16 protein-coding genes are annotated in these 19,722 nt (G+C 55.1%); 7 read left to right on the top strand and 9 right to left on the bottom strand.

The genetic code is table 11. The features are described from left to right. Nucleotides 1-5 precede the first annotated feature (5 nt). Nucleotides 6-1,196 carry an acyl-CoA dehydrogenase gene (locus L1F30_RS14070; RefSeq protein ID WP_253356998.1) on the bottom strand — a complete coding sequence of 397 codons (1,191 nt, stop codon included), beginning with the start codon at nucleotides 1,194-1,196 and terminating at the stop codon, nucleotides 6-8. Between the two features lie 120 nt (nucleotides 1,197-1,316). Here L1F30_RS14070 and L1F30_RS14065 point away from each other — a divergent pair, with 120 nt between their 5' ends. Further along, on the top strand, nucleotides 1,317-2,210 hold the full coding sequence (locus tag L1F30_RS14065) for a LysR family transcriptional regulator (RefSeq protein WP_253356996.1): 894 nt from the start codon (nucleotides 1,317-1,319) through the stop codon (nucleotides 2,208-2,210). Between the two features lie 40 nt (nucleotides 2,211-2,250). Here L1F30_RS14065 and L1F30_RS14060 read toward each other — a convergent pair whose 3' ends face one another. Beyond that, nucleotides 2,251-3,039, bottom strand: a complete 789-nt coding sequence (locus L1F30_RS14060) for a hypothetical protein (RefSeq protein WP_253356994.1) — start codon at nucleotides 3,037-3,039, stop codon at nucleotides 2,251-2,253. 570 nt (nucleotides 3,040-3,609) lie between these two features. On the opposite strand from L1F30_RS14060, the gene dinB reads away from it, so the two are divergent. The 3 genes from dinB to L1F30_RS14045 all read left to right on the top strand — a co-directional run bounded on the left by dinB (nucleotide 3,610) and on the right by L1F30_RS14045 (nucleotide 6,995). After that, a complete protein-coding gene (gene dinB, locus L1F30_RS14055; protein ID WP_253356992.1) occupies nucleotides 3,610-4,686 on the top strand; it encodes a DNA polymerase IV in 1,077 nt (358 codons plus the stop codon). Between the two features lie 462 nt (nucleotides 4,687-5,148). After that, nucleotides 5,149-5,883, top strand: coding sequence for a hypothetical protein (locus tag L1F30_RS14050; RefSeq protein WP_253356982.1), 735 nt, complete (start codon nucleotides 5,149-5,151; stop codon nucleotides 5,881-5,883). A 689-nt stretch (nucleotides 5,884-6,572) separates the two neighbouring features. Continuing rightward, nucleotides 6,573-6,995: a biopolymer transporter ExbD gene (locus L1F30_RS14045; protein WP_253356980.1), complete on the top strand. Its 423-nt coding sequence runs from the start codon at nucleotides 6,573-6,575 to the stop codon at nucleotides 6,993-6,995. Between the two features lie 70 nt (nucleotides 6,996-7,065). Here L1F30_RS14045 and L1F30_RS14040 read toward each other — a convergent pair whose 3' ends face one another. The 5 genes from L1F30_RS14040 to L1F30_RS14020 form a co-directional block, all read right to left on the bottom strand. Continuing rightward, entirely contained in the window at nucleotides 7,066-7,674 is a 609-nt protein-coding gene (locus L1F30_RS14040) for a methyltransferase (RefSeq protein WP_253356978.1), read from the bottom strand. A gap of 32 nt (nucleotides 7,675-7,706) precedes the next feature. After that, nucleotides 7,707-8,597: a TIGR01777 family oxidoreductase gene (locus L1F30_RS14035; protein ID WP_253356976.1), complete on the bottom strand. Its 891-nt coding sequence runs from the start codon at nucleotides 8,595-8,597 to the stop codon at nucleotides 7,707-7,709. Nucleotides 8,598-8,792: 195 nt separating this feature from the next. After that, nucleotides 8,793-10,169, bottom strand: a complete 1,377-nt coding sequence (locus tag L1F30_RS14030) for a MipA/OmpV family protein (protein ID WP_253356974.1) — start codon at nucleotides 10,167-10,169, stop codon at nucleotides 8,793-8,795. A gap of 75 nt (nucleotides 10,170-10,244) precedes the next feature. After that, nucleotides 10,245-12,374 (bottom strand): ATP-binding protein, encoded by a 2,130-nt coding sequence (locus L1F30_RS14025; RefSeq protein ID WP_253356972.1) that lies wholly within the window; start codon nucleotides 12,372-12,374, stop codon nucleotides 10,245-10,247. Nucleotides 12,375-12,438: 64 nt separating this feature from the next. Continuing rightward, entirely contained in the window at nucleotides 12,439-13,128 is a 690-nt protein-coding gene (locus tag L1F30_RS14020) for a glutathione S-transferase (RefSeq protein WP_253356970.1), read from the bottom strand. Between the two features lie 146 nt (nucleotides 13,129-13,274). Here L1F30_RS14020 and L1F30_RS14015 point away from each other — a divergent pair, with 146 nt between their 5' ends. The 3 genes from L1F30_RS14015 to L1F30_RS14005 are packed head-to-tail and all read left to right on the top strand — an operon-like array spanning nucleotide 13,275 to nucleotide 15,279. Beyond that, complete coding sequence (locus L1F30_RS14015) at nucleotides 13,275-13,886, top strand: uracil-DNA glycosylase family protein (protein ID WP_253356968.1); 612 nt, start codon at nucleotides 13,275-13,277, stop codon at nucleotides 13,884-13,886. After that, the gene (locus tag L1F30_RS14010) at nucleotides 13,883-14,428 is read left to right on the top strand and encodes an RDD family protein (protein ID WP_253356966.1); all 546 of its coding nucleotides are present in this window, start codon (nucleotides 13,883-13,885) and stop codon (nucleotides 14,426-14,428) included. The genes L1F30_RS14015 and L1F30_RS14010 overlap by 4 nt, the downstream gene beginning before the upstream one ends. Nucleotides 14,429-14,466: 38 nt before the next feature. Continuing rightward, the gene (locus tag L1F30_RS14005) at nucleotides 14,467-15,279 is read left to right on the top strand and encodes a M48 family metallopeptidase (RefSeq protein ID WP_253356964.1); all 813 of its coding nucleotides are present in this window, start codon (nucleotides 14,467-14,469) and stop codon (nucleotides 15,277-15,279) included. A 244-nt stretch (nucleotides 15,280-15,523) separates the two neighbouring features. On the opposite strand, the gene L1F30_RS14000 is transcribed toward L1F30_RS14005, so the two are convergent. Continuing rightward, entirely contained in the window at nucleotides 15,524-18,676 is a 3,153-nt protein-coding gene (locus L1F30_RS14000; protein ID WP_253356962.1) for an efflux RND transporter permease subunit, read from the bottom strand. Further along, a complete protein-coding gene (locus L1F30_RS13995; protein ID WP_253356960.1) occupies nucleotides 18,676-19,722 on the bottom strand; it encodes an efflux RND transporter periplasmic adaptor subunit in 1,047 nt (348 codons plus the stop codon). The genes L1F30_RS14000 and L1F30_RS13995 overlap by 1 nt, the downstream gene beginning before the upstream one ends.

The following is a 19,722-nucleotide window of genomic DNA, read 5'->3' as shown; positions in this document are numbered from 1 at the left end:
TGGCATTAATAGAAGGCCTGAATGCCGGTTTGTGCGCGGCCCAAAATTAACGCGTGTACATCCTGTGTGCCTTCGTAGGTGTTTACCACCTCAAGGTTCATCATGTGGCGCATAACGGAATATTCATCAGAAATGCCATTGCCGCCGTGCATGTCGCGCGCTTCACGGGCAATTTCCAGTGCTTTTACACAAGAGTTGCGCTTGAGCAGTGAAATGAGTTCAGGGGCCAGCTGGCCTGCATCTTTTAATTGCGTGGCGCGCAGGCAGCCTTGCAGGGCCAGGCTGATATCGGTCTGCATAATCGCCAGCTTCTTTTGAATTAATTGATTGGCCGCCAGTGGGCGATTAAACTGTTTGCGCTCAAGGGTATACTCGCGCGCTGAGTGCCAGCAGGCCTCGGCCGCACCCAGGGCACCCCAGGAAATTCCCAGGCGCGCGCTATTCAAGCAGCCAAAGGGGCCTTTCAGGCCAGAAACATTTGGCAGCAGGTTTTCTTCGGGCACAAACACTTCATCCATTACGATTTCACCGGTAATGGAGGCGCGCAGGGCCAGCTTGCCTTCAATTTTCGGTGCGCTTAACCCCTTCATGCCTTTTTCAAGAATGAAGCCGCGAATTGCGCCTTCATCGTCTTTGGCCCACACGATAAATACATCGGCAATGGGGGAGTTGGTGATCCACATTTTTGCGCCGCTGATTTTGTAACCGCCGTCGGCTTTGCGAGCACGGGTAACCATGCCGGCCGGATCTGAACCGTGATCTGGCTCGGTGAGGCCAAAGCAGCCAATCCACTCGCCGCTGGCAAGTTTGGGCAGGTACTTTTCTTTCTGTGCCTCAGAGCCGTAGGCATAAATAGGGTACATCACAAGGCTTGATTGCACGCTCATCATCGAGCGGAAACCTGAATCCACACGCTCTACTTCGCGCGCAATCAACCCGTAGCTCACATAGCTCACGCCCGGGCAGCCGTAGCCTTCCAGGGGTGAGCCCAACAGGCCCAGCTCACCCATCTCGCGGAAGATGGCCGGATCTGTGTATTCGTTGCGGTAGGCATCGCGCACCCTTGGTTGAAGCTTTTCCTGGGCATATTGGCGAGCGGTGTCGCGCACCATGCGCTCTTCTTCTGTTAGCTGCTGATCCATCATAAACGGGTCAGCCCAATCAAAATGCTTAGACCAGTGTTGTTGTGCGCTCATGGGGTGCCTCTCGATAAGGAATGGGGGTGACAGATGGAGCCAGTATAGCAACGGCATAACCATATAAAAAATATATAAAATATATGATAATGATTCGCTGTTGAGATTGGTTGGTGGCTTATGGACGTTCGGCAATTGCGCATGTTTGTGGCAGTGGTAGACAGCGGCAGTTTTACCGGGGCAGCAGAGAAGCTGCACATCGCCCAGTCTGCTGTGAGCATTGCCATTAAAAAGCTGGAAGCAGATTTGGGTATCACCCTGTTTGACCGGGCCGAGCGGCAAATCCGCCTGACCGCCGAAGGGGAGGTGCTCAACACCCAAGCCAGGCAATTGCTGCAGGCCTTTAACCAAACCCGCCAGCAATTGCAGGAGCTCAAAGGCGGTGAGCGCGGCACGGTGCGGTTGGGTACCTCGGCCATGCTGGGTTCGTATTATTTGCCCCGGCGTATTGCCGCTTTCCGCGCGCGCTACCCGGGTATCACCTTTCAAGTGAACGGCGAGGGCACCAATCGCGCCCAAGCGCAGTTAATGGCCGGCGAAATTGATATGGCCATGATTAATTTAACCCGCGTACCCGAGGCGTTAGCGGCCTACCCGTTAATCAACGAGCCCATTGTGGCCTGTGTGGCGAAAGATCACCCATTGGCAACGCGCAAGGCCATCGACTTTGCCACCTTTGCCCGCCAACCCTTGGCTCTTTACGGCGAGGGCTATTACCTGCGTGAGCTGGTAAATGACCAATGCGCCCAATTGCAGCTGGCGCCGGAGGTGGTGCTGGAAACCAATATTCTTCGTTTGATGATGTCGCTGGTTTTGGCCAAAGAGGCGGTGGGCTTCGCGTTAGCGCGCGTGGCCGAACAAGAACCGGGCTTGCATGCCTTGCCTTTTACGCAGCCGCTCACTTTAAAGCTGGGCATTGCCTGGCGTAAAGACAGTTATCTATCTATTGCGAATCGGTTGTTTGCGGATTTTTTACTGGCAGAGGAAGACGGGCAGCGCGGGGAGGGAAGATAAGTCAGGCGCCGGAGCACCTGACTTAATCAAATGCTAAGGCTTACTTGGCCTTTGGCTTGCGACCGCGCTTGGCGCCAGCTGCTTTCTTAGCAGGTTTGGCAGCTTTTGCGGCTTTTTTCTTGGCGGGCTTGGCTTTAGCGGTAGCTTTCTTGGCCTTGGCTTTTTCTTTAGCGGCCGCTTTTTTGGCGGCTAATTTGGCTTTGGCAGCGGCTTTCTTGGCTTTTGCCTTTTCTTTGGCGGCGGCTTTCTTGGCAGCCAGTTTGGCTTTGGCAGCGGCTTTCTTGGCCTTGGCCTTTTCTTTGGCCTTCTGCGCTTTGGCCTTGGCCTTGGCTTTCAGGGCGTCTTTCTTGGCTTTGGCTTTAGCTTTGGCGGCGTCTTTTTTGGCCTTGGCTTTGGCTTTGGCAGCGGCTTTCTTCTCAGCGGCTTTTTTCTTCTTGGCGATTACGGCCTGCTGCTTGGCATAGGCCTTATCCAGCTGAGCGGCAACTTTGTTGTCTGCCTTGATGTCTTTCAGGGCAGCTTTGGCAGCGGCTACTGCATCTTTGGCAGCGCTAGCGGCAGCTTTGGCTTCAGCAGCTTTGGCAGCGGCTTTTTCCACAGCCTTAACAGAGGCTGCAGATTTCTTCTTTTTCTTGGCAGCGGCCAGGGCAGAGGCAGCTTTTTTGGCATCGGCGGCGGCTTTGGTTGCGGCCTTGGTCAGAGCAGCGATTTCTTTGGTGGCGTCAGCTTCTTGTTTAACGCGCGCCTTGGCCAGGTCGGCCTGAACTTTGGCAAGTTCTTTTTGCAGTTCTGCAACTGGGTTAGCAGCTTTGGTTTTACGTGCAGCCATGGTGTGTTTCCTTGGTTGTTTTTGTGAAAATTTTGCCAGCTGTTAGCTAAAAATATTTAGGCGTGTATAAGTTAAGCAATTGTGGTGAAAATTCAAGCAAATTACAAAAAAAATCTAATGAAAAACGGACTTTTTTGTGAAAAAAACCAAAAAAATAACGAATTCGGTGTGCTTCGGCCTGGCCGGCGGCTTTTTTGGGTTTTGCGGATGATTTTTTTGGCCCAGGTGTCGCAATCCTGACCGGCATCAAAATTAAATAAACTGGCGGTTTGAAAGCGGGGTAATTGTCATCGGGTGCCCTTTGTTGGAGTCACTTTTTTGGTGGTGGTGTGCCTCAGTAGCCACTCATTATTTTGCTTAACACTGGTTTTGGCTTAAGTGCCTGGAACCAAAAAAGTGCACCAGCCTTACAGCCGCTAAAACGAATCATTCTCGAGCGGCTAAATTATCAAACAGTAGGGCCTGCACCGGTGGCGTTTCAAACCAAGGTTTCGGCCCGGGCATTAGCCATTGTGTGTTTTTCTCTGGGCTGTATATAATTACAGTATTGCAGGTTGGTTTGGCGAACCCATGACGCGAAAAATAATTCACATTGATGCCGATTGCTTTTATGCCGCGGTGGAAATGCGTGATAACCCGGCGCTGCGTAGTAAGGCCATTGCGGTAGGCGGTGACCCTGGCAGGCGTGGTGTGATTTCAACCTGCAATTATGCCGCCCGCGCCTATGGCGTGCATTCTGCTATGCCCAGTAAAACAGCAGTGCGGCTGTGCCCGCATTTATTGCTATTGCCGCATCGCTTTGAAGCCTACCGGGAAGCCTCACAGGCAATGCGAGAAATCTTTTCAGAGTACACAGAGGTGATTGAACCTTTGTCACTCGATGAGGCCTATTTGGATGTCAGCCAATGCCAGCAATTCGGTGGCAGTGCCACACGCATTGCCGAGGCTATTCGTGCAGATGTGAAAGCGCGGGTGGGTATTACCGTATCTGCCGGTGTTGCGGCCAATAAATTCCTGGCCAAGGTGGCCAGCGATTGGCAAAAACCCGACGGTTTGTTTGTAATACCGCCTGCCAATGTGCAAGCGTTTGTGGCCGATTTGCCGGTGGCCAAGATATTTGGTGTGGGCAAGGTGACTGCAGCCAAGATGGCAAATCTTGGCATTACAAGCTGCGGCGATCTGCAGCAATGGAGTGAAGCAGAGCTTGCCGAGCGATTCGGCAGTTTTGGCAGCAGGCTGTACTCACTGTGCCGCGGTGTGGATGATCGCCCGGTAAAAACACATCGCATACGCAAATCACTCAGTGTGGAACACACCTACGCACAAGATTTAAAAGGCGGTGAGGCCCTGCGGGCCAAATTACCGGCATTAATTGCCGAGTTGCAGGGGCGCTTGGCCAAGCTTGATGAGAGCTACCGGCCGGCCAAGGCGTTTGTAAAAGTAAAGTTTGCCGATTTCTCCACTACCACCTTAGAGCGCGGTGCCCTCACCTTTGATGACAATACCTACGAGCAGCTTTTTCTGGAGGCCGTTGCGCGGGCAAATTTACCTGTGCGCTTATTGGGTGTGGGTGTGCGGTTTGCCGGTGTAAGTGATGGCCATGCAGATCAACTTGATCTGTTTGAAGGCGGTATGTCAGTTGAGTAGAGGCCAGGGCCTTTAGCAGGAGTGCTGGCAAAGGGTTCATGTGTTTTTGATTTGAGTGGCAAGGTGGCCTGGTGCAGGTGACTGTTTACAAAAATATTGCTTTTGGGAACTTAAGCGGCTGCTCTGGAGTTTGAATGGCTTGGGTAAACCCTAAAGCACAGGCAAAGCTGTGGTGAGCATTTATTGCTTCTATATATAGAAGCAATAAATCAACGCTCTGCACGCTTTGACCGGCCGGGCACGCCTGTGTTGGCCTGCCATGGTTTCGATACTGCTAAAGGGCACACTTTTCGGTTTGTCAATCTGGTCATTTCCAGTGTGGTCTATATAATCCCGCGCCTTTGCTTGTTTGATAGAGACAGAGGTATTTGCGTGATCGTTTTCTCCGCTACCCATCAGCCATCTGGGCGTGTATTTGTGGGCAGTTGTCGGGTCGAGTTGGATTTTCACTGGGCCATGTTGGTGACTCAGGCGGACGAGGATGTTCCCGGCGCACTTTTTGATTGTTTACGCGCAGACGGTGTGGCGGCTTTTGAGGTATCTGAATATGCCGAGGCAGAATCGGCCCGTGAACTTGCCGAGCTGTGCCGCGAAGCCGTTGATGAGTTGGGCGGTGAGCTGATTAAGGCTGTGCGCGCCGAGAAAAAGCCAATGGCCGCGCCCACTTCTGCGCCCGCGCTGGATGAGACATTGGCGCCGGCCGATGACGATACAGACGGCGAAGACGATGTGGAAGGCTGGCTGGCGGATCGACGCCAGGCCCGTGAAAAACACGCCGCGAATACACCGCCTGTGAACGCAGCACCTGTTAAAACACCAAGCCGTACTGTGCAGGTAGAAAAACCGGTATTGCGTGATTCGCGCAGCACCGGTGAAGCAGCCGAAATGAAAGCGTTGATGGCCGCGGTAGAAGCGCGCCGGTTGTCACAGCGCAAGAGTAAGCCTGCCAAGTCTAAAACGGCCACTAAATCTGCAAGCTCTGCACTAGCACGCTCGGCTAAATCTGCCACTGGCGCCAAGCCTGAGAGTGCAGCGGCCCGTGAGCGGCGCATTAAAGCGGCGCTTGCCGAAGAGAAAAAGTCCCGGCAGGCCGCACAAGAGGCCAAGGTGGCCGAGCAGGCCGATGAAATGGCGGCTATTCTGGCCCGGCTGGATGAGCGCGGCAAAGCCGCCGAGCGCTACCGCCGCCGCCGCTAAAAGGCGGCAGTAAACCCACTGCTGCCCCACAAATCTACAGGCATGGAATATGGGGCGGAGTTTGTGACCGTCACCCGCATGGGTTTAAGCGCCCGCTGGCAAAGCATTGCTTTGCGGGCACTTAAGCGCTTGCAAACTAGGTTTGCAAGCAGGCCCCGAAGGGCGGGTGTCGAGACTGCATGGGTTTGACAAGCGTTCGCGAAGCGCAGCAATGCCAGCCGTCATACGCCAAGAGCTTTGCTCGCAGGCCGGCCCCGAAGGGTATTTACGTCGTGTCACAAACTGCGCCCCAGATTTCATGTCCAGACATCGCCTAGAAACTCTGCGAAATAGGCAGTTTCAACGCCTGCCTTGCGCGGAAACTTAAACTATGGGACAGCAGTGGCAGCAAAACCGGCCTTTTGGCTAAAAAGCGCCAAATTTTGACTAAAATGAAGGCAAGTGCCACGATTATTGGCCGCTTAGGCCAGCCAATGAGGCATTGTTTGGACATCTAGTGACTCCGCAGGGTAACTTGGGGCACAATAGGCACTTGCCTGCGCGGGGGGTTAGTCGGTATCGTACCTGCCCGTTGCGCCTAGTGGCCTCTTGGCCCGGGTAGTAAGAGGTTTACGGGTTAGCAGCACTGGCTGGGCCGGAAGATCGTGGTAAATTGACGCGGCGAGCGCCGTGAGTTGAGGAGAATAAAAGTGAGTCGTAGAAGAAAGCACGGCGAAGCAGAAGATAATTCAGAAATCGATTTGACGCCCATGCTCGACGTGGTCTTCATCATGCTGATCTTCTTTATCGTGACGGCCTCGTTCGTGAAGGAAAGTGTGATTGATACCACTATCCCGCCAAAGAATGAGCAGCAAAATCCACCCGATGAAGACAACCCTTCCATCGTTGTCACCATCCGCTCTAACGATGAGATCTGGATGGAAGATCGCCGCATTGATGTGCGCGCCGTGCGTGCCAACATCGAGCGTATGCACGCCGAGCACCCCAAGGCTGCCGTGGTTGTGCGAGCGCACATTAAATCTACTGCGAAAATGTACGTAGCCATTGCTGACGCCGCGCGCGAAGCAGATGTTTACAACATCGCACTGGTGCCTTACGAAGAGAAAATCTGAGTCGGCGCCCTATAAAAAAACCCGCGTAAGCGGGTTTTTTTATGCCTGATCATCGAGGCCTCGCAAGGGGTTAGACATCCAGCACCAAGCCCCACAGGTTGTGTGGTTCGGGAACATCCCAGTCTGTGTATATGACATCTTCGTAGCTTTCGTTTATGGCCTCTGCCAGCGCCCGGAAGGTGGGGCGGCCCGGATCTGTAAGCACAATGCGGCCCACTTCGGCGGCCAGTGCAAGGTCTAGCACTTGCTCGAGAGGCTCTACCATTTCATCCCAAAAGCAGATGTCTGCGCCGATGATTACATCAAAGCCACTTAAATCTTCTTCAGTGAGGTTTTCGAAGCGCTCGCAGTAGGTGCTTACGCTGACACCATTGCGCGCAGCATGCAGATCCACAAAGGGGAATACCGACTCATCGGCATCCAGTGCCACTACCTCCGCGTTAAAGGTTTTTGCGCAAAAAACACTGCTGGTGCCCCAGCCACAGCCGAGTTCAAGCACCCGGCTGCCGGGCTCGATGGGGCATTCGCGCAGGTAATCCATCAATACCAGGCTCGATTTCCAGAGTTTATTGCCATGCAATTCGGCCACGCCCTGGGCACGCCTCAGTTTGCGAATATCTTTGTGGGCGCTGGTGTACAAGGTAAGGCCAAAGGCCTCGCGGGTGTTTTGTTCGATCATGGGCGGTTAGGTCTGTCAGGGTAATAACCGGCTCATAATACCATGGGCAGTGCCTGATGAAGATCGGGGTGAGCAAAGCGAAAACCGCTGGCCTGCAAACGCGCGGGCCGGGTGTTTTGCCCGCCCAACAGCAGCGCGCTTAACTCGCCGAACACCCATTTCACCAGCGGTGTTGGCAGGTGCGCGACTGCCGGCCTTCGCAGAGCGTTGGCAAGCTCGCGGGTGAATTCTGCATTGGTCACAGGGTGCGGCGCGCACAGGTTGTAGGCGCCCTCGGCCTCGGGCAGGCCAGCCAGGTGCAACATGGCGCGCACCTGATCTTCAATGTGAATCCAGGGCATGAATTGTTCGCCGCAGCCGATGTTGCCGCCAAGGCATGCGGTAAATACCGGGCGCAGTTTTTTCAGTAACCCCCCAGGCCCCAGTACTAAACCCGTGCGCAAAATAATTGTGCGTGCCTTGTGCGCTTGCCGGGCGCTGGCCTCCCATTGTTGGCAGAGGCTGGCTGCGAAATCCGGCGCATCGGGCAATGGGCTTTGTTCGGTGATTACCGACTCACGGGTATTGCCGTACACGCCCACCGCAGAACCCGAAAGCAAGGTGATGTTGGCGTTGGGCTGGCGGTTTATCCAGTTGGCAAGCTGCCCGGTAATTTCAAGCCGTGAGGCCAGTAGCTCGGCTTTACGCTTGGCAGACCAGCGTTTGTCGGCAATGGGTAAACCTGCGAGATTAAACACCCAATCCACCTGCGCCAGGCTGTCGAGCTCTTTGGGTGAGTGAATGATGGCCGCGGTATTGCCAAACATTCTTCGGGCTTTGGCCGGATTGCGCACCCAGAGTGTGAATGTGTGGCCCGCAAACAGGCCGGCTTGAACTAAAGCTTTGCCAATCATGCCGGTGGCACCGGTAACGAGAATATGCATGGCGCCTGCCTCCTGCGCTTTTCTACTTTACGCAGCCGCGAGGCGTTTGGATGAGGCGCGCGGCCTGGCCCTGCCAGTGAACGGCCGGTGGCTGAACGTTTAAGGGGTGGTGTTTTTAAGCGCGTATAAAAAAAGCGCACTGTAAATACAGGCGCTTTTAGTATTATTTAATGGCGTGAATGTTGTGGGCTCGGCTTAGCGCACCTTGCACTGCACGTAAAAGGTATTCCAGTTAGAGCCGCCATCTACGCGGTTGTAGACATCGGTTTGGCCAAAAATTCCTGAGCGGTGATGGATGCTGTAGCCGCCGTAGCAATACTTGGCGGATTCATTGTTAAACAAATCGCCCAGGTTTACATCCCAGCTGTAATCCAGATACTGCAGCATGCGTGAGTCGTTCAGGTTTTTTCGCAATACGTTTTCTGTTTCCTGCCAGGGCACCTGTTCGCCATAGGAAAAACCGTAACCAAAGCCCACACGGGTTTCAATAATGTGCGACCAAGGGAAGCGATTGAAGTAGCCCTTAAGGGCCACAACATACTCGTTAAAATCGCTTTGCCCGCCGCGTTCAAAATGCCTTACCAGGCCGCCGGTTAAGTGCACATCAATGGGCAGGTTCCAGGCTTCATTGCTGATTTTTTTGCTGAGAAATGCACTCACCATGGCGGTGTCGTTGGTATCTACGGCCATGTTGTTGAGGTAAATCATTTCAATGAAGTTGCCGTCTTTCCAGTAGCCGCCCGCCAGGCGCCATTCCCACTCACCCTTGAGCCAGTCGCTCTCGGCCGCCTGGTTTACCGCTTGGGAGGCCGGGTTGTTTAAAAATTCGTAGCGGTAGTTGAAGGTGAGCTCGGTGCGTTGATTGCCGTCAACGATTGGGCTGTCTGACACTGTGCGCCCAAGCTGGGTGTGGCTTAAGCTAAGGCCCAGCAAGTGCGCTTTGCCAAGGCGTGCCCAGCTTTCCAGGCCCAGGCGCAGCCGGGTTGAGCTGCCAGCTTCATAGGCCGGGCGGCCGGGCTCGGCCTCGCTATTTTTTACGCCGTAAAAGTAGGTGTTTACCTCGGCGCTGTCGTGCTCAACGGCCACAATAGGTGTGAGGGTGACATTGTTAAATACCCAATCTTTTTGCCACTGAAGGCTCGCACTGTAGCCTTGATGCCGGTTCAGCAGATCGTGCGCAGCGCCCAGGCGCAGTTCGCCAAAACCTGTGTGCTTGATCACTTGCACACCACCTTCAAGGGTGCCGGTACGGCGCATGTCGGCCAGGTCGCTTACTTGGTCTTCGGTATAGCCACCAAATCGGTAGCGGATGAAGGCATCGATGTACAGGCCATCGTCTACTTCTTTTAGCCAGCCGGCCTCGGTGCCCGCCAGGTACCATTGCTCGCCGGTGTAGTAGATCTCCGGCAAGAAATCGAGGCGGGAATCTTCACCGGCGTAGGGCGAGGCTTGCAGGCGCGTGGTAAAACCTGTGGCCCAAACACCTTGGGTGGCGCCGGGGGCGGGTTCGGCCAGGGCCGGGTGAGTAAAACAGAGGGCGCACAAACTCAGCGCGGCGGCAATGGCTTTCATGGCCGAAACAGCTCCTTGGGTAGGCAGTTCAGAAAGCGCGCATCATACCAGAACAGGGGTGAAATTGAGTGTTGGCTAAAGGGCGTGTTTTCGCAGCGCGGATTTGAGGCGATTGAGGCTGATGGGCTTGGTGAGTACGTCGTCCATGCCGCCTTTTAGGTAGCGCTCGCGGTCGGTTTCATAGGCATTGGCGGTGAGCGCCAATATGGGGGTGGGGGCCATGTTTTTTTGCTGTTCAATTTCACGAATGCACTTGAGGGCCCCCAGGCCATCGAGCACGGGCATTTCACAATCCATTAGCACCAGATCAAACCGGCGGGGGGTGTTGAGAAACTGGGTGACGGCATCTTCGCCGTCACAGGCCAGCGTGCAGCGATGCCCGAGCTTGGCAAGCATGGCCGATACCACAGTGCGGTTTACGGCGTTGTCGTCTACCGCGAGTATGTTAAGCGGCCGAATACCCAGGTGCGGGGTATCCGGGTGTTGGGTTAGGTTATCTAATTGCAGGCAATCAAGTAACAGGGGTTTCAACAAGGCGCCAAAAGGCGGCCGGTCTTTAAAGCCGCGGGTTACTTCACCACGGCTGTTTACCCACTCGTTACTTTGGCCTACGTCGTAGAGTTGTAGAGCTTGATAGCCCTGGGCCGAGTAGGCTTGGGCCAGTTCATCGCTTTGGTGATGGTTGGCCAAATCGATCACACAGATGCTCAGGGCATCGGCTTCGGTGATGTCACTGCCAGGGCTCACAACTTGCGTGGGCAGGCCCCAGTAATCGCAATAGCGTTGGTAGTCTGCACACTGGAAGTCGTCTTCTACACACAGCAGCACCGAGGGCTTTTCTGGCCCGAACGCTTGCGAGCAGGGGGCGAGCGCCGGTAGGGGCACATCCAACGTAAAGCAGGAGCCTGCATTAACCTGGCTTTGTACGCGGAGCTCGCCTTTCATCTGAAGCGCCAATTCACGGCTGATCACCAAGCCAAGGCCGGTGCCACCAAAGCGGCGGTGAATGGAATCGTCGGCTTGGCTGTAGGCTTCAAACAGTTGGGCGCGGGTTTTGTCATCCATGCCGATGCCGGTATCGACGCACTCGAAGATCAGGCGCTCTTGTTGCCAGCTTATGTTGAGGGTAACACTGCCTTGCTCGGTAAACTTAAAGGCGTTGCCCACAAGGTTCACCAGAATCTGGTTGAGGCGCGCCGGATCACCGGTAAAGGTGTCGGGCACAGTGGGCGGGATATCAATATGCCACTCAAGCCCGCGCTCACTGGCTTTCTGTACAAACAGGTAGTACAAATTACTCAGCACGCCGCGCACGGAAAATTCAATTTCCTCAAGCGCCATTTTGCCCGATTCAATACGGGCGTAGTCGAGCAGGTCGTTAATGAGTACCAAAAGCGATTGGCCGGAGCTGTGAATGGCCTGGTTGTAGCGTTTTTGCTGCTCGGTAAGCGGGGTAGAGGCAAGCAGCTCGCTCATGCCCAGTACGCCGTTCATGGGCGTGCGAATTTCGTGGCTCATTTTGGCGAGGAAATCCGCGCGGGTGCGGGCCCCCACTTCGGTTTCCACGGCGTTGCGCACAATAGAGGCTGCACCCAGCGCCACCGCCACGGAGCTGAACAGTACGATTAGCAAGGTGACTGTGAAGTAGGTGTCTGCGCTGTCGCGCATATTGCTGGCCTCGGTAGCGATTTCTGCCTCAAGGCTCAGGGTAAAATCGTGCAGCTTGTTGCTGGGTTCGCGATCAATGCCGCGCAACAAATCATCTACCGGATGCAATTGGTAGCCGTTGGCTAAAAACACCTCGTAGCCCTGGCGGTACATATTGGCCAATTGTTTGTGGGCGCGCGCGAAGCGTTGCAGTGCCTTTTTTGTACTGTCTTTGAGGTCGGTGGCTTCCAGGTTTTGAATCAGTACCTGTACGCGGCGTTCCTGCTCCAGAAACGATGCCCAGTATTTATCTCTGTCTGCGGTTTCGTGGCCGCGCATCAGGGTGTTCTTCCACTCCTGTACCTGGGTTTTGAAGGCGATATTTATTTCGTGCAGATCTGTTTGGTGGGCAATGCGGTTAGAGAGCATGTTGTCGTAGCGATCAATGATCCCGTAGAGCGCATATTGGGCCCCCACGGCCGTGACAAGCAGCAAGAGCCCGCCCACCAAAATGGTGAGGGTGGCGCGTGAACGGGAGTGGTGGTCAAAGCTGCTCATGCACAATGCCCGGCGAGGTTCCCCTTCAGTATAGTTGCTTTGGCGAGCCCCGCTTGCTCAGTGCCTAAGGCGTTGGTGCACACACATAGGCATAGCCCGGGGCCTTTTGAAGGGCCGCCTGATAGGCAGGGCGCGCTTGGCACTGGTGTACAAAGCGGTGAATGGCGGGGAATTCATTCGCATCCAGGCCGTTGCTAACCTGCGCTTCCAGTGGGAAGCTCATTTGGATGTCGGCCCCGGTAATACGCGCACCGCAAAACCAGGTGTGCGCCTGCAGGTGCTGCTCGATAAACGCCAGTTGTGAACGAATGTTGGGTTCAACAAAATTATTCAGCACTTTAGTGGCAATATTGCGTGCAATGGGTTTTACAAAAAACGGCATGGGTGCGGTTTTTATGCGGTTCATCACCAACCGCATTACCAGCGGCGGCATTACCGAGCCTTCGCTGAAGTGTAACCAGAAGCGGTATTGCCAATATTCAGCAGCCGATTCATCCACCGCCCAGTTGTAATCGCCATACCGGCTAATCAGGTACTCAATAATGGCGCCACTTTCGGCCAGTGTGAGCGCGTGATCGCTATCCACAATCACCGGGCTCTTGCCAAGGGGGTGCACCGCCTTGAGGCTGGCAGGTGCAAGCTGGGTGGTTGCATCGCGCTGGTGGCATTCAATTTGATAGGGTGTGCCCAGCTCTTCCAGTAGCCAAAGCACACGCTGGGAGCGTGAATTGTTGAGGTGGTGTAAGGTAATCACAAATGCATCCTTGTTGCGCCAAAAGAAGGCCCGTATACGGTGTGGCCCCGGTGATGGATGGCTCCACCTTCAATTATGTGTGACCGGGGAGTTTTGGACGGCGTGCATACCCTAGACCATAGCAGATACCCAAGCCAGGCCGCGCCATGAGCGATGATGAATCTTGTTTAGATAAGGTTGCGTTGAGCACCCTCAGCGATGAGGTGCACAGCTGCCAACTGTGCGCCGGCCAACTGCCCGATGCCCCCAGGCCCATTGTGCAGCTGGGCTGGCAGGCTCCCATACTGATTGCCGGCCAGGCGCCCGGGCGCGTGGCGCGTGCAGCAGGTAAAGCCTTTGATGATGCCAGTGGCGAGCGGCTGCGCGCATGGCTTGGGGTAGGCCGAGAGCAATTTTACAACCCGCGCGCGTTCAGTATTCTGCCCATGGGCTTTTGCTTTCCTGGCACCGGTGCCACGGGCGATCTGCCGCCACGGCGCGAGTGTGCCGAGCATTGGCGGGCCAGGCTGCTCGCGCACCACGAAAAGCTCGCGCTTACGCTGGTGATTGGCCGCTACGCCCAGCAATGGCACTTGGGTGAAGGCTGCACCGTCACCGGGGCGGTTGCGCGCTGGCAAACCTATTGGCCTGCGCTTTTGCCGTTGCCCCACCCCAGCCCGCGCAACAACCGCTGGCTTGCCCGCAACGCCTGGTTTGAAAAAGAGGTGGTTCCGGCGTTACAGTGCCGCGTGCGATTGTTGCTGGAGCGCCATCTGTGAAATTAGAACTCGATTTGCCCGCCCATTGCCAAGGCCCCGACGCCCAGGCCCCTGAGGTGCGTTACGCCGGTTTCTGGGTGCGCTTTGCCACCTTTGTGATCGATTCTGTGTGTGTATTGCTGTTTGTTTCTGTGCCGCTTTTTTTTGCGTTCGGCACCAGCCACTGGCAATTTGACCTGGAACTCGCGGGTGGGCTGCCCAGCCCCGAGCAGGCCCGCGAGTGGCTTGCCCAATTGCGGATGATCCTGATGCAAATGCTGGCCGAGTACAGCATTTTACTGGTGCTCTACGCCTATTTTTGGGTGAAGTACCTGGGCACACCGGGCAAGCTGTTGCTGGGGCTGCAAGTGGTAGATGCCCAAACCCTCGGGCCATTAAGTGTGAAGCAATCTATGGTGCGCTACCTGGGCTATTTTGTTTCGAGCCTTGTGGGTTGCCTGGGGTTTATCTGGGTGGGTATAGATGCCCGCAAACAAGGCTTCCACGACATGATGGCCGGATCGCTCGTGATTTACCGGCGCGCTGAACGCAATGCTTTATAATCAAACACTTTCTCAGGAATAAGGAAACCCTGCCCGCCATGAAAAATACTCTATTACTTGCACTGTTTGCAGCGCTCATCAGCGCCTGTACCACCAGCCCCACGGGCCGTTCGCAATTGATGCTGATCTCGCCTGAGGCGGCCATTGTCGAATCCAAAAAAGCCTACCTTGGCACAGTGGCCGAGCTCGACAAGAAAAACAAACTGGTATCTGATCGAACCACCGTTGAGCGGGTGCAAACCATTACCGGGCGCTTGGTTACAGAGGCGGTAGCAGCCTACCCCAATACCCGCGATTGGGAGTGGAGTGTGGCCATCATTGACGATATGGAAACCATTAACGCCTGGTGTATGGCCGGCGGGCGCATGGCCATTTACACGGGCATTATCAGCAAGCTGGATTTAACCGATGACGAACTGGCACAAATTATGGGCCACGAAATCTCCCACGCGGTGGCCAATCACACCGCCGAGCGGATGTCGCGCGCCATGGCCATTAACCTGGGCGTGGTGGCAGCGGGCGCGGCCACTGATAACAATGCATTAACGCTGACGGGTGCTGCATTGGCCGCCAAGCTGGCGCTGGAGCTGCCCAATAGCCGCACTGCAGAGCTGGAAGCAGACAGGTTGGGTATGGAGCTTGCCACCCGCGCGGGCTATGACCCGGCGGCAGCGGCCAGCCTGTGGCGCAAAATGGCCAAGGTGGGTGGCAGTGGCGGCCCGGAGTTTTTAAGTACTCACCCGGCGCCGGGCAATCGTGAAAAAAGCCTGACCAAAATGGTGCCTGAGATGCAGGCGCTAAACCCCAAGGGCAAAAAATCTGCGGTTTACCCCGTCACTATTGTTAAGTAAGGGGCTTTATCCCGCGCTGTGGCCCAAGGCCTGGCGCTTATAAGGCTCTGATCATAACGCCTGATCACAAAAATAAACCCGGTGGCCTGAAAGCCATACCGGGTTTATTTTTGTGTGCTGTTTGGCAAGCGTTGATGCCTTGCCTGCGGTTAGATGCATTTGGTTACAGGTGTTGGAAACACCTAACTGATATAGGGCTTCAAACAATGGCGCACCGGTGGCGTGCCATTGCTCTTTATTGTACTCAGGCATTGTTTGGTGCAGCTTTAAAGCCAAACAGTGTGGCATAAAGTACCGGCACAACCACCAGTGTAAGCACCGTGGCAAAACCCAGGCCGAACATGATGGTGACCGCCATAGACACAAAAAACGCATCGGTAAGTAGTGGCACCATACCCAGAATGGTGGTGGCCGCCGCCATGGCCACGGGGATTAACCGGCTAACGCCCGAGGCCACCACTGCATCTACGCCATTCATGCCGCTTTTTAATTCTTCGTCTATTTGATCTACCAACACAATGGCGTTTTTAATCAACATGCCTGCAAGGCTCATAAAGCCCAGAAGCGCCATAAAACCAAAGGGCTGTTGAAATAACAAAAGGCCCAGGGTTACGCCGACAATTGCCAAAGGTACCACCAGCCAGATAACCGCTGTTTTACGCAGTGAGTTAAACAGGCAAATGACAATGAACACCATCAAACCAAAAAACATCGGGATAGCACCCACAATGGCCGAGGCGCCTTTCACGGAGTCTTCGTTTTCACCGCCCCAGGCCACAAAGTAGCCGGGCATGTCTTTCAGTGGCAGCCGGTCACGGTATTTGATGGGCAGGGTGTGTGCGGTGTGCGCGATTTTTTCGGACGCGGGCTTTTGTAAATACTGGTGCAAGTCTACCCCCACGGCCTGTTCTATTTCCGCTTTCACTTCTGCCAGCAACTCCGAAGACAATCCGCTGCGCTGATCGAAATGAATACGCAGCATGCTCACGCGATCCATACGGCCAATGTGCGGGTTCTCAAAATCCAGCTCAAACTGGGTAACCGCCTGGCCGAGCGGCACCATGCGCCCGGCAATGGGGCTCCACAATGGCACCTGATCCAGATTTTCCAGGCTGCGGCGCTCGGCTTCGGGGGCTCTGGCGATAATGGGCAACAGCTCATCGCGCTCGCGGTAAACACCTGCGCGCACGCCTTCAACAGCGTGGGCCGTGGCGCGTGCTATGTCTGGCCGGGTAACGCCCAGTTGGCCGGCCAAGGTGTCTGAGATAACCGGCCGCAATACCTGTACTGGCTCCCCCCATTCGTTGCGAATGCCTTTTACATTCGGGTGTGCGCGCAACACTGTCATTACCCGCTCGCCAAGTGCGCGCAGGGTGTCATGATCGGGCCCCGAAATACGCAGCTGGATTTTTCCGCCGGTGGCCGGGCCCAACACAAACTGCCTGACATTCACTTGAGCTTCCGGTTGCAGATGTTCCAGATCCTGCTGCAGGGTTTGGCTCAGGCTGTTGAGTAAACGGTAGTCGCTCACATCTACCAGCAGGCGGCCGAAATGCTCGTTGGGCAACTCGGGTTGGTAGGTAAGTAAAAAGCGCGGCGAGCGCCCGCCAATTTGGGTGGTAACGTGAGTGACACCTTGGTATTTTTGCAGCGCCTGGCTGAAGGCGCTGATTTTTCTATCGACTTCCAATATGTGCGTGCCCTCTGGGTACCACACATCCACCATGAGTTGCGGGCGGGTGGAATCGGGGAAGAAGCTTTGTTTTACAAAGCCAAAGCCCGCCAGTGCGCAGCAAAATACCACGGCAGTTACGCCCAGGGTTAACGCGCGTTTTTCAATGGCGGCGGTTAAAAACGCGCGATAGCGCACGTAAAGGTTACTCTGGTAGGGCTCATCGGCACGGCCTTGTGCCGTGCGAGGCAAAAATCGCTGGCACAACAAGGGCGTGATGGTTACAGCGGTAAACCAGCTCATGGCAAGCGATATAAATATCACGCTAAAAAGCGAGCGGGTGTATTCGCCGGTGGCATCTTTAGAGGTGCCGATGGCGGCGAAGGCGGCAATTGCCACGGCCGTGGCCCCCAGCAGTGGCAGGGCAGTTTGGTTTACCACTTTGCGCGCGGCCACCAATGCATCTTCACCTTGTTGCATGCGCACGCGCATGCCATCGGTCACCACAATGGCGTTGTCAACCAGCATGCCCAGCGCGATAATCAGCGCGCCGAGCGAAATGCGCTCAAGGGTGATGTCCAGCAGGCTCATGAAAATAAATGTGCCGGTAATGGTGACTGCCAGTACCGTGCCAATAATGAGCCCGCTGCGCAGCCCCATGAAAAACAGCAGCACCACTATCACAATCACCACCGCTTGAATCAAACTCACCAAGAAGTTATCAATGGCTTGGGTGACACTGTCTGATTGCATAGATACCACGTTCATTTGCATGCCAATGGGTATCTGGCTCTTTAGTTCATCCACCTTGGCGTAGAGGCCTTCGCCCATGGTAACCACGTTGCCGCCGTGGGCTGTGGAAATAGCAAGCCCAATGGCCGGTTCGCCATTAAAGCGCAGCAAGTTAGTGGGTGGGTCTTGCAGGCCGCGCTCGATGGTCGCTACATCGCCCAGGGCCACCGGCTTGTGGTTTTGTGACCGGCTATTGACCAGCAAGTTGGCAAATTGTTGTTCCGAGGTAAATTCGCCCGTGGGGTTCAGCGCCAGCCGGCGCTCGCCGACGGTCATGTAGCCTGCGGCTTCGGCAGTGTTTTTGGCGCCCAGTGCGCGGTAAATATCTTCAGGTGCAATGCCCAGCGCCGACATTTTGTCGCGCTCCATTTCAACGTAAATCACCTCTTGGGGTGCACCGAAAAAGGTGATTTTTTTAATATCTTGCACCAGCAGTAGTTCGCGGCGTAAAAACTTTGCAAACTCAAAGAGATCTTTCTGGCTGTAACCATCGCCGGTAAGCGCAAGGTACACTCCGTACACATCGCCGAAGTCGTCGTTGATGAGCGATGGCCCGGCGCCGGGTGGCAATTGTTGCTGCACGTCGTGAATTTTTCGGCGCAGCTCGTCCCACACCTGTGGCAGGCTTTGTTTGTCGTACTGGTCTTTAATTTTTACTTTAACAATGGATTTATTGCGGTAGGAGTGGGATTCCACAAAATACAGCTGGCCAAGCTGTTGTGCTGCGCGCTCAATTAAATCGCTCACCTCAACTTCTACCTCGGCGGCGCTCGCGCCCGGGTAGGGGGTGATAATCATGGCCTCTTTAATGGTGAACTCCGGGTCTTCAAGGCGGCTCAGTTTGTTGAAGGCGAGCATGCCCACCACCAGCAGTATGGCCATCATCACCCAGGTGATGGTGCTGTTTTTAATAGACCACTCGGCAATGTTCATCAGTAGCGCACCTCGGTGACAGGCTTAACCTCAAGCCCCTCGGTCAGTGCGCCGAGCCCCGCTATCACAATCACGTCTCCCGCTTTTAAGCCGTTCAGCAACGTGATGCTTTTGCTGCCCACCGGGTCGCCAAGAATCACCGCCTGGCGATGCACGCGGTTTTGTTCATCAAGCCGCCACACCACATGGCTTTTGTTTGGACCCAGGGTCACGGCCTGCAAAGGAATCGTCAGCAGGTTGCCAGAGGCTGCGGCCGGTTTCTTTGCGCGCACGCTGGCGGTCATGCCGGGTAGCAGGTTGGCATCGCCGCGCCCGTTAATGCCCAACACATATTTGAAGGTTTGGGTTTGTGGGTCTGCCTCGGTGGTGAACTCCTTAACAAACAGCGGGAATTCTTTGCCGGGCAGTGCATCAAAATGTGCGCTGATTTCTATGGCCTGCGGCTGGCTTGAGCGCGCCAGAATAGACTCGGAAATATTTACCACAATTTCCAGGTTGTCTTTATCTTGCAGGCTTAAAATGGGTTGCTTGGCCTGTACCTCTGCGTAGTTATCTACGTACTTTCTGGCAACTACGCCGGTAAAGGGTGCCACCAGGTGGGTGTCGTTCAAGGCTTTTTCAGCGCGATCAAGGTTTGAGTTGGCAATTTCAAAGCCGGCTTTCAGTTTGTCGAAATCCATTTTTGAAATGAAATCTTTGGCAATCAACTCCTGTGCGCGGTCGTAGTTGGCTTTGGCCTGATCGCGATCTGCGCGGGCAGCGTCCACGTTGCTTTGGTAGTCGGCCGCATCAAGTTTGGCGAGCACTTGGCCTGCGCGCACCATTTGGCCTTCTTTCAGATTAAATTGCACCAATCGCCCGGGTACCTGAAACGCCAGATCTACCCGCTGGGAAGCCCGCACTACACCAGGCAGTTCGCGGTTGATGGCGCTGGGGCTTTGCACGGTGATCACTTTGGCAGGTTGCACCACCGGCGCTGCAGGCTGCGGCGCCTTTGAGCAACTTAATACGGTGAACACTGAAACTAGCAAAATGGCACGGCGCAT

The sequence above is a fragment of the Simiduia sp. 21SJ11W-1 genome (assembly GCF_024138675.1).
Classification (GTDB): domain Bacteria; phylum Pseudomonadota; class Gammaproteobacteria; order Pseudomonadales; family Cellvibrionaceae; genus Simiduia.
The sequence above is the reverse complement of the archived record's forward strand: the minus strand, read 5'-3'. Positions and strand labels throughout refer to the sequence as shown.

Bases quoted from the DNA above. Each gene is read 5' to 3' on its own strand.
- L1F30_RS14070 (WP_253356998.1), bottom strand. From the start codon at position 1,196: ATGAGCGCACAACAACACTGGTCTAAGCATTTTGATTGGGCTGACCCG.
- L1F30_RS14065 (WP_253356996.1), top strand. From the start codon at position 1,317: ATGGACGTTCGGCAATTGCGCATGTTTGTGGCAGTGGTAGACAGCGGC.
- L1F30_RS14060 (WP_253356994.1), bottom strand. From the start codon at position 3,039: ATGGCTGCACGTAAAACCAAAGCTGCTAACCCAGTTGCAGAACTGCAA.
- dinB (WP_253356992.1), top strand. From the start codon at position 3,610: ATGACGCGAAAAATAATTCACATTGATGCCGATTGCTTTTATGCCGCG.
- L1F30_RS14040 (WP_253356978.1), bottom strand. From the start codon at position 7,674: ATGATCGAACAAAACACCCGCGAGGCCTTTGGCCTTACCTTGTACACC.
- L1F30_RS14035 (WP_253356976.1), bottom strand. From the start codon at position 8,597: ATGCATATTCTCGTTACCGGTGCCACCGGCATGATTGGCAAAGCTTTA.
- L1F30_RS14030 (WP_253356974.1), bottom strand. From the start codon at position 10,169: ATGAAAGCCATTGCCGCCGCGCTGAGTTTGTGCGCCCTCTGTTTTACT.
- L1F30_RS14025 (WP_253356972.1), bottom strand. From the start codon at position 12,374: ATGAGCAGCTTTGACCACCACTCCCGTTCACGCGCCACCCTCACCATT.
- L1F30_RS14015 (WP_253356968.1), top strand. From the start codon at position 13,275: ATGAGCGATGATGAATCTTGTTTAGATAAGGTTGCGTTGAGCACCCTC.
- L1F30_RS14005 (WP_253356964.1), top strand. From the start codon at position 14,467: ATGAAAAATACTCTATTACTTGCACTGTTTGCAGCGCTCATCAGCGCC.
- L1F30_RS14000 (WP_253356962.1), bottom strand. From the start codon at position 18,676: ATGAACATTGCCGAGTGGTCTATTAAAAACAGCACCATCACCTGGGTG.
- L1F30_RS13995 (WP_253356960.1), bottom strand. From the start codon at position 19,722: ATGCGCCGTGCCATTTTGCTAGTTTCAGTGTTCACCGTATTAAGTTGC.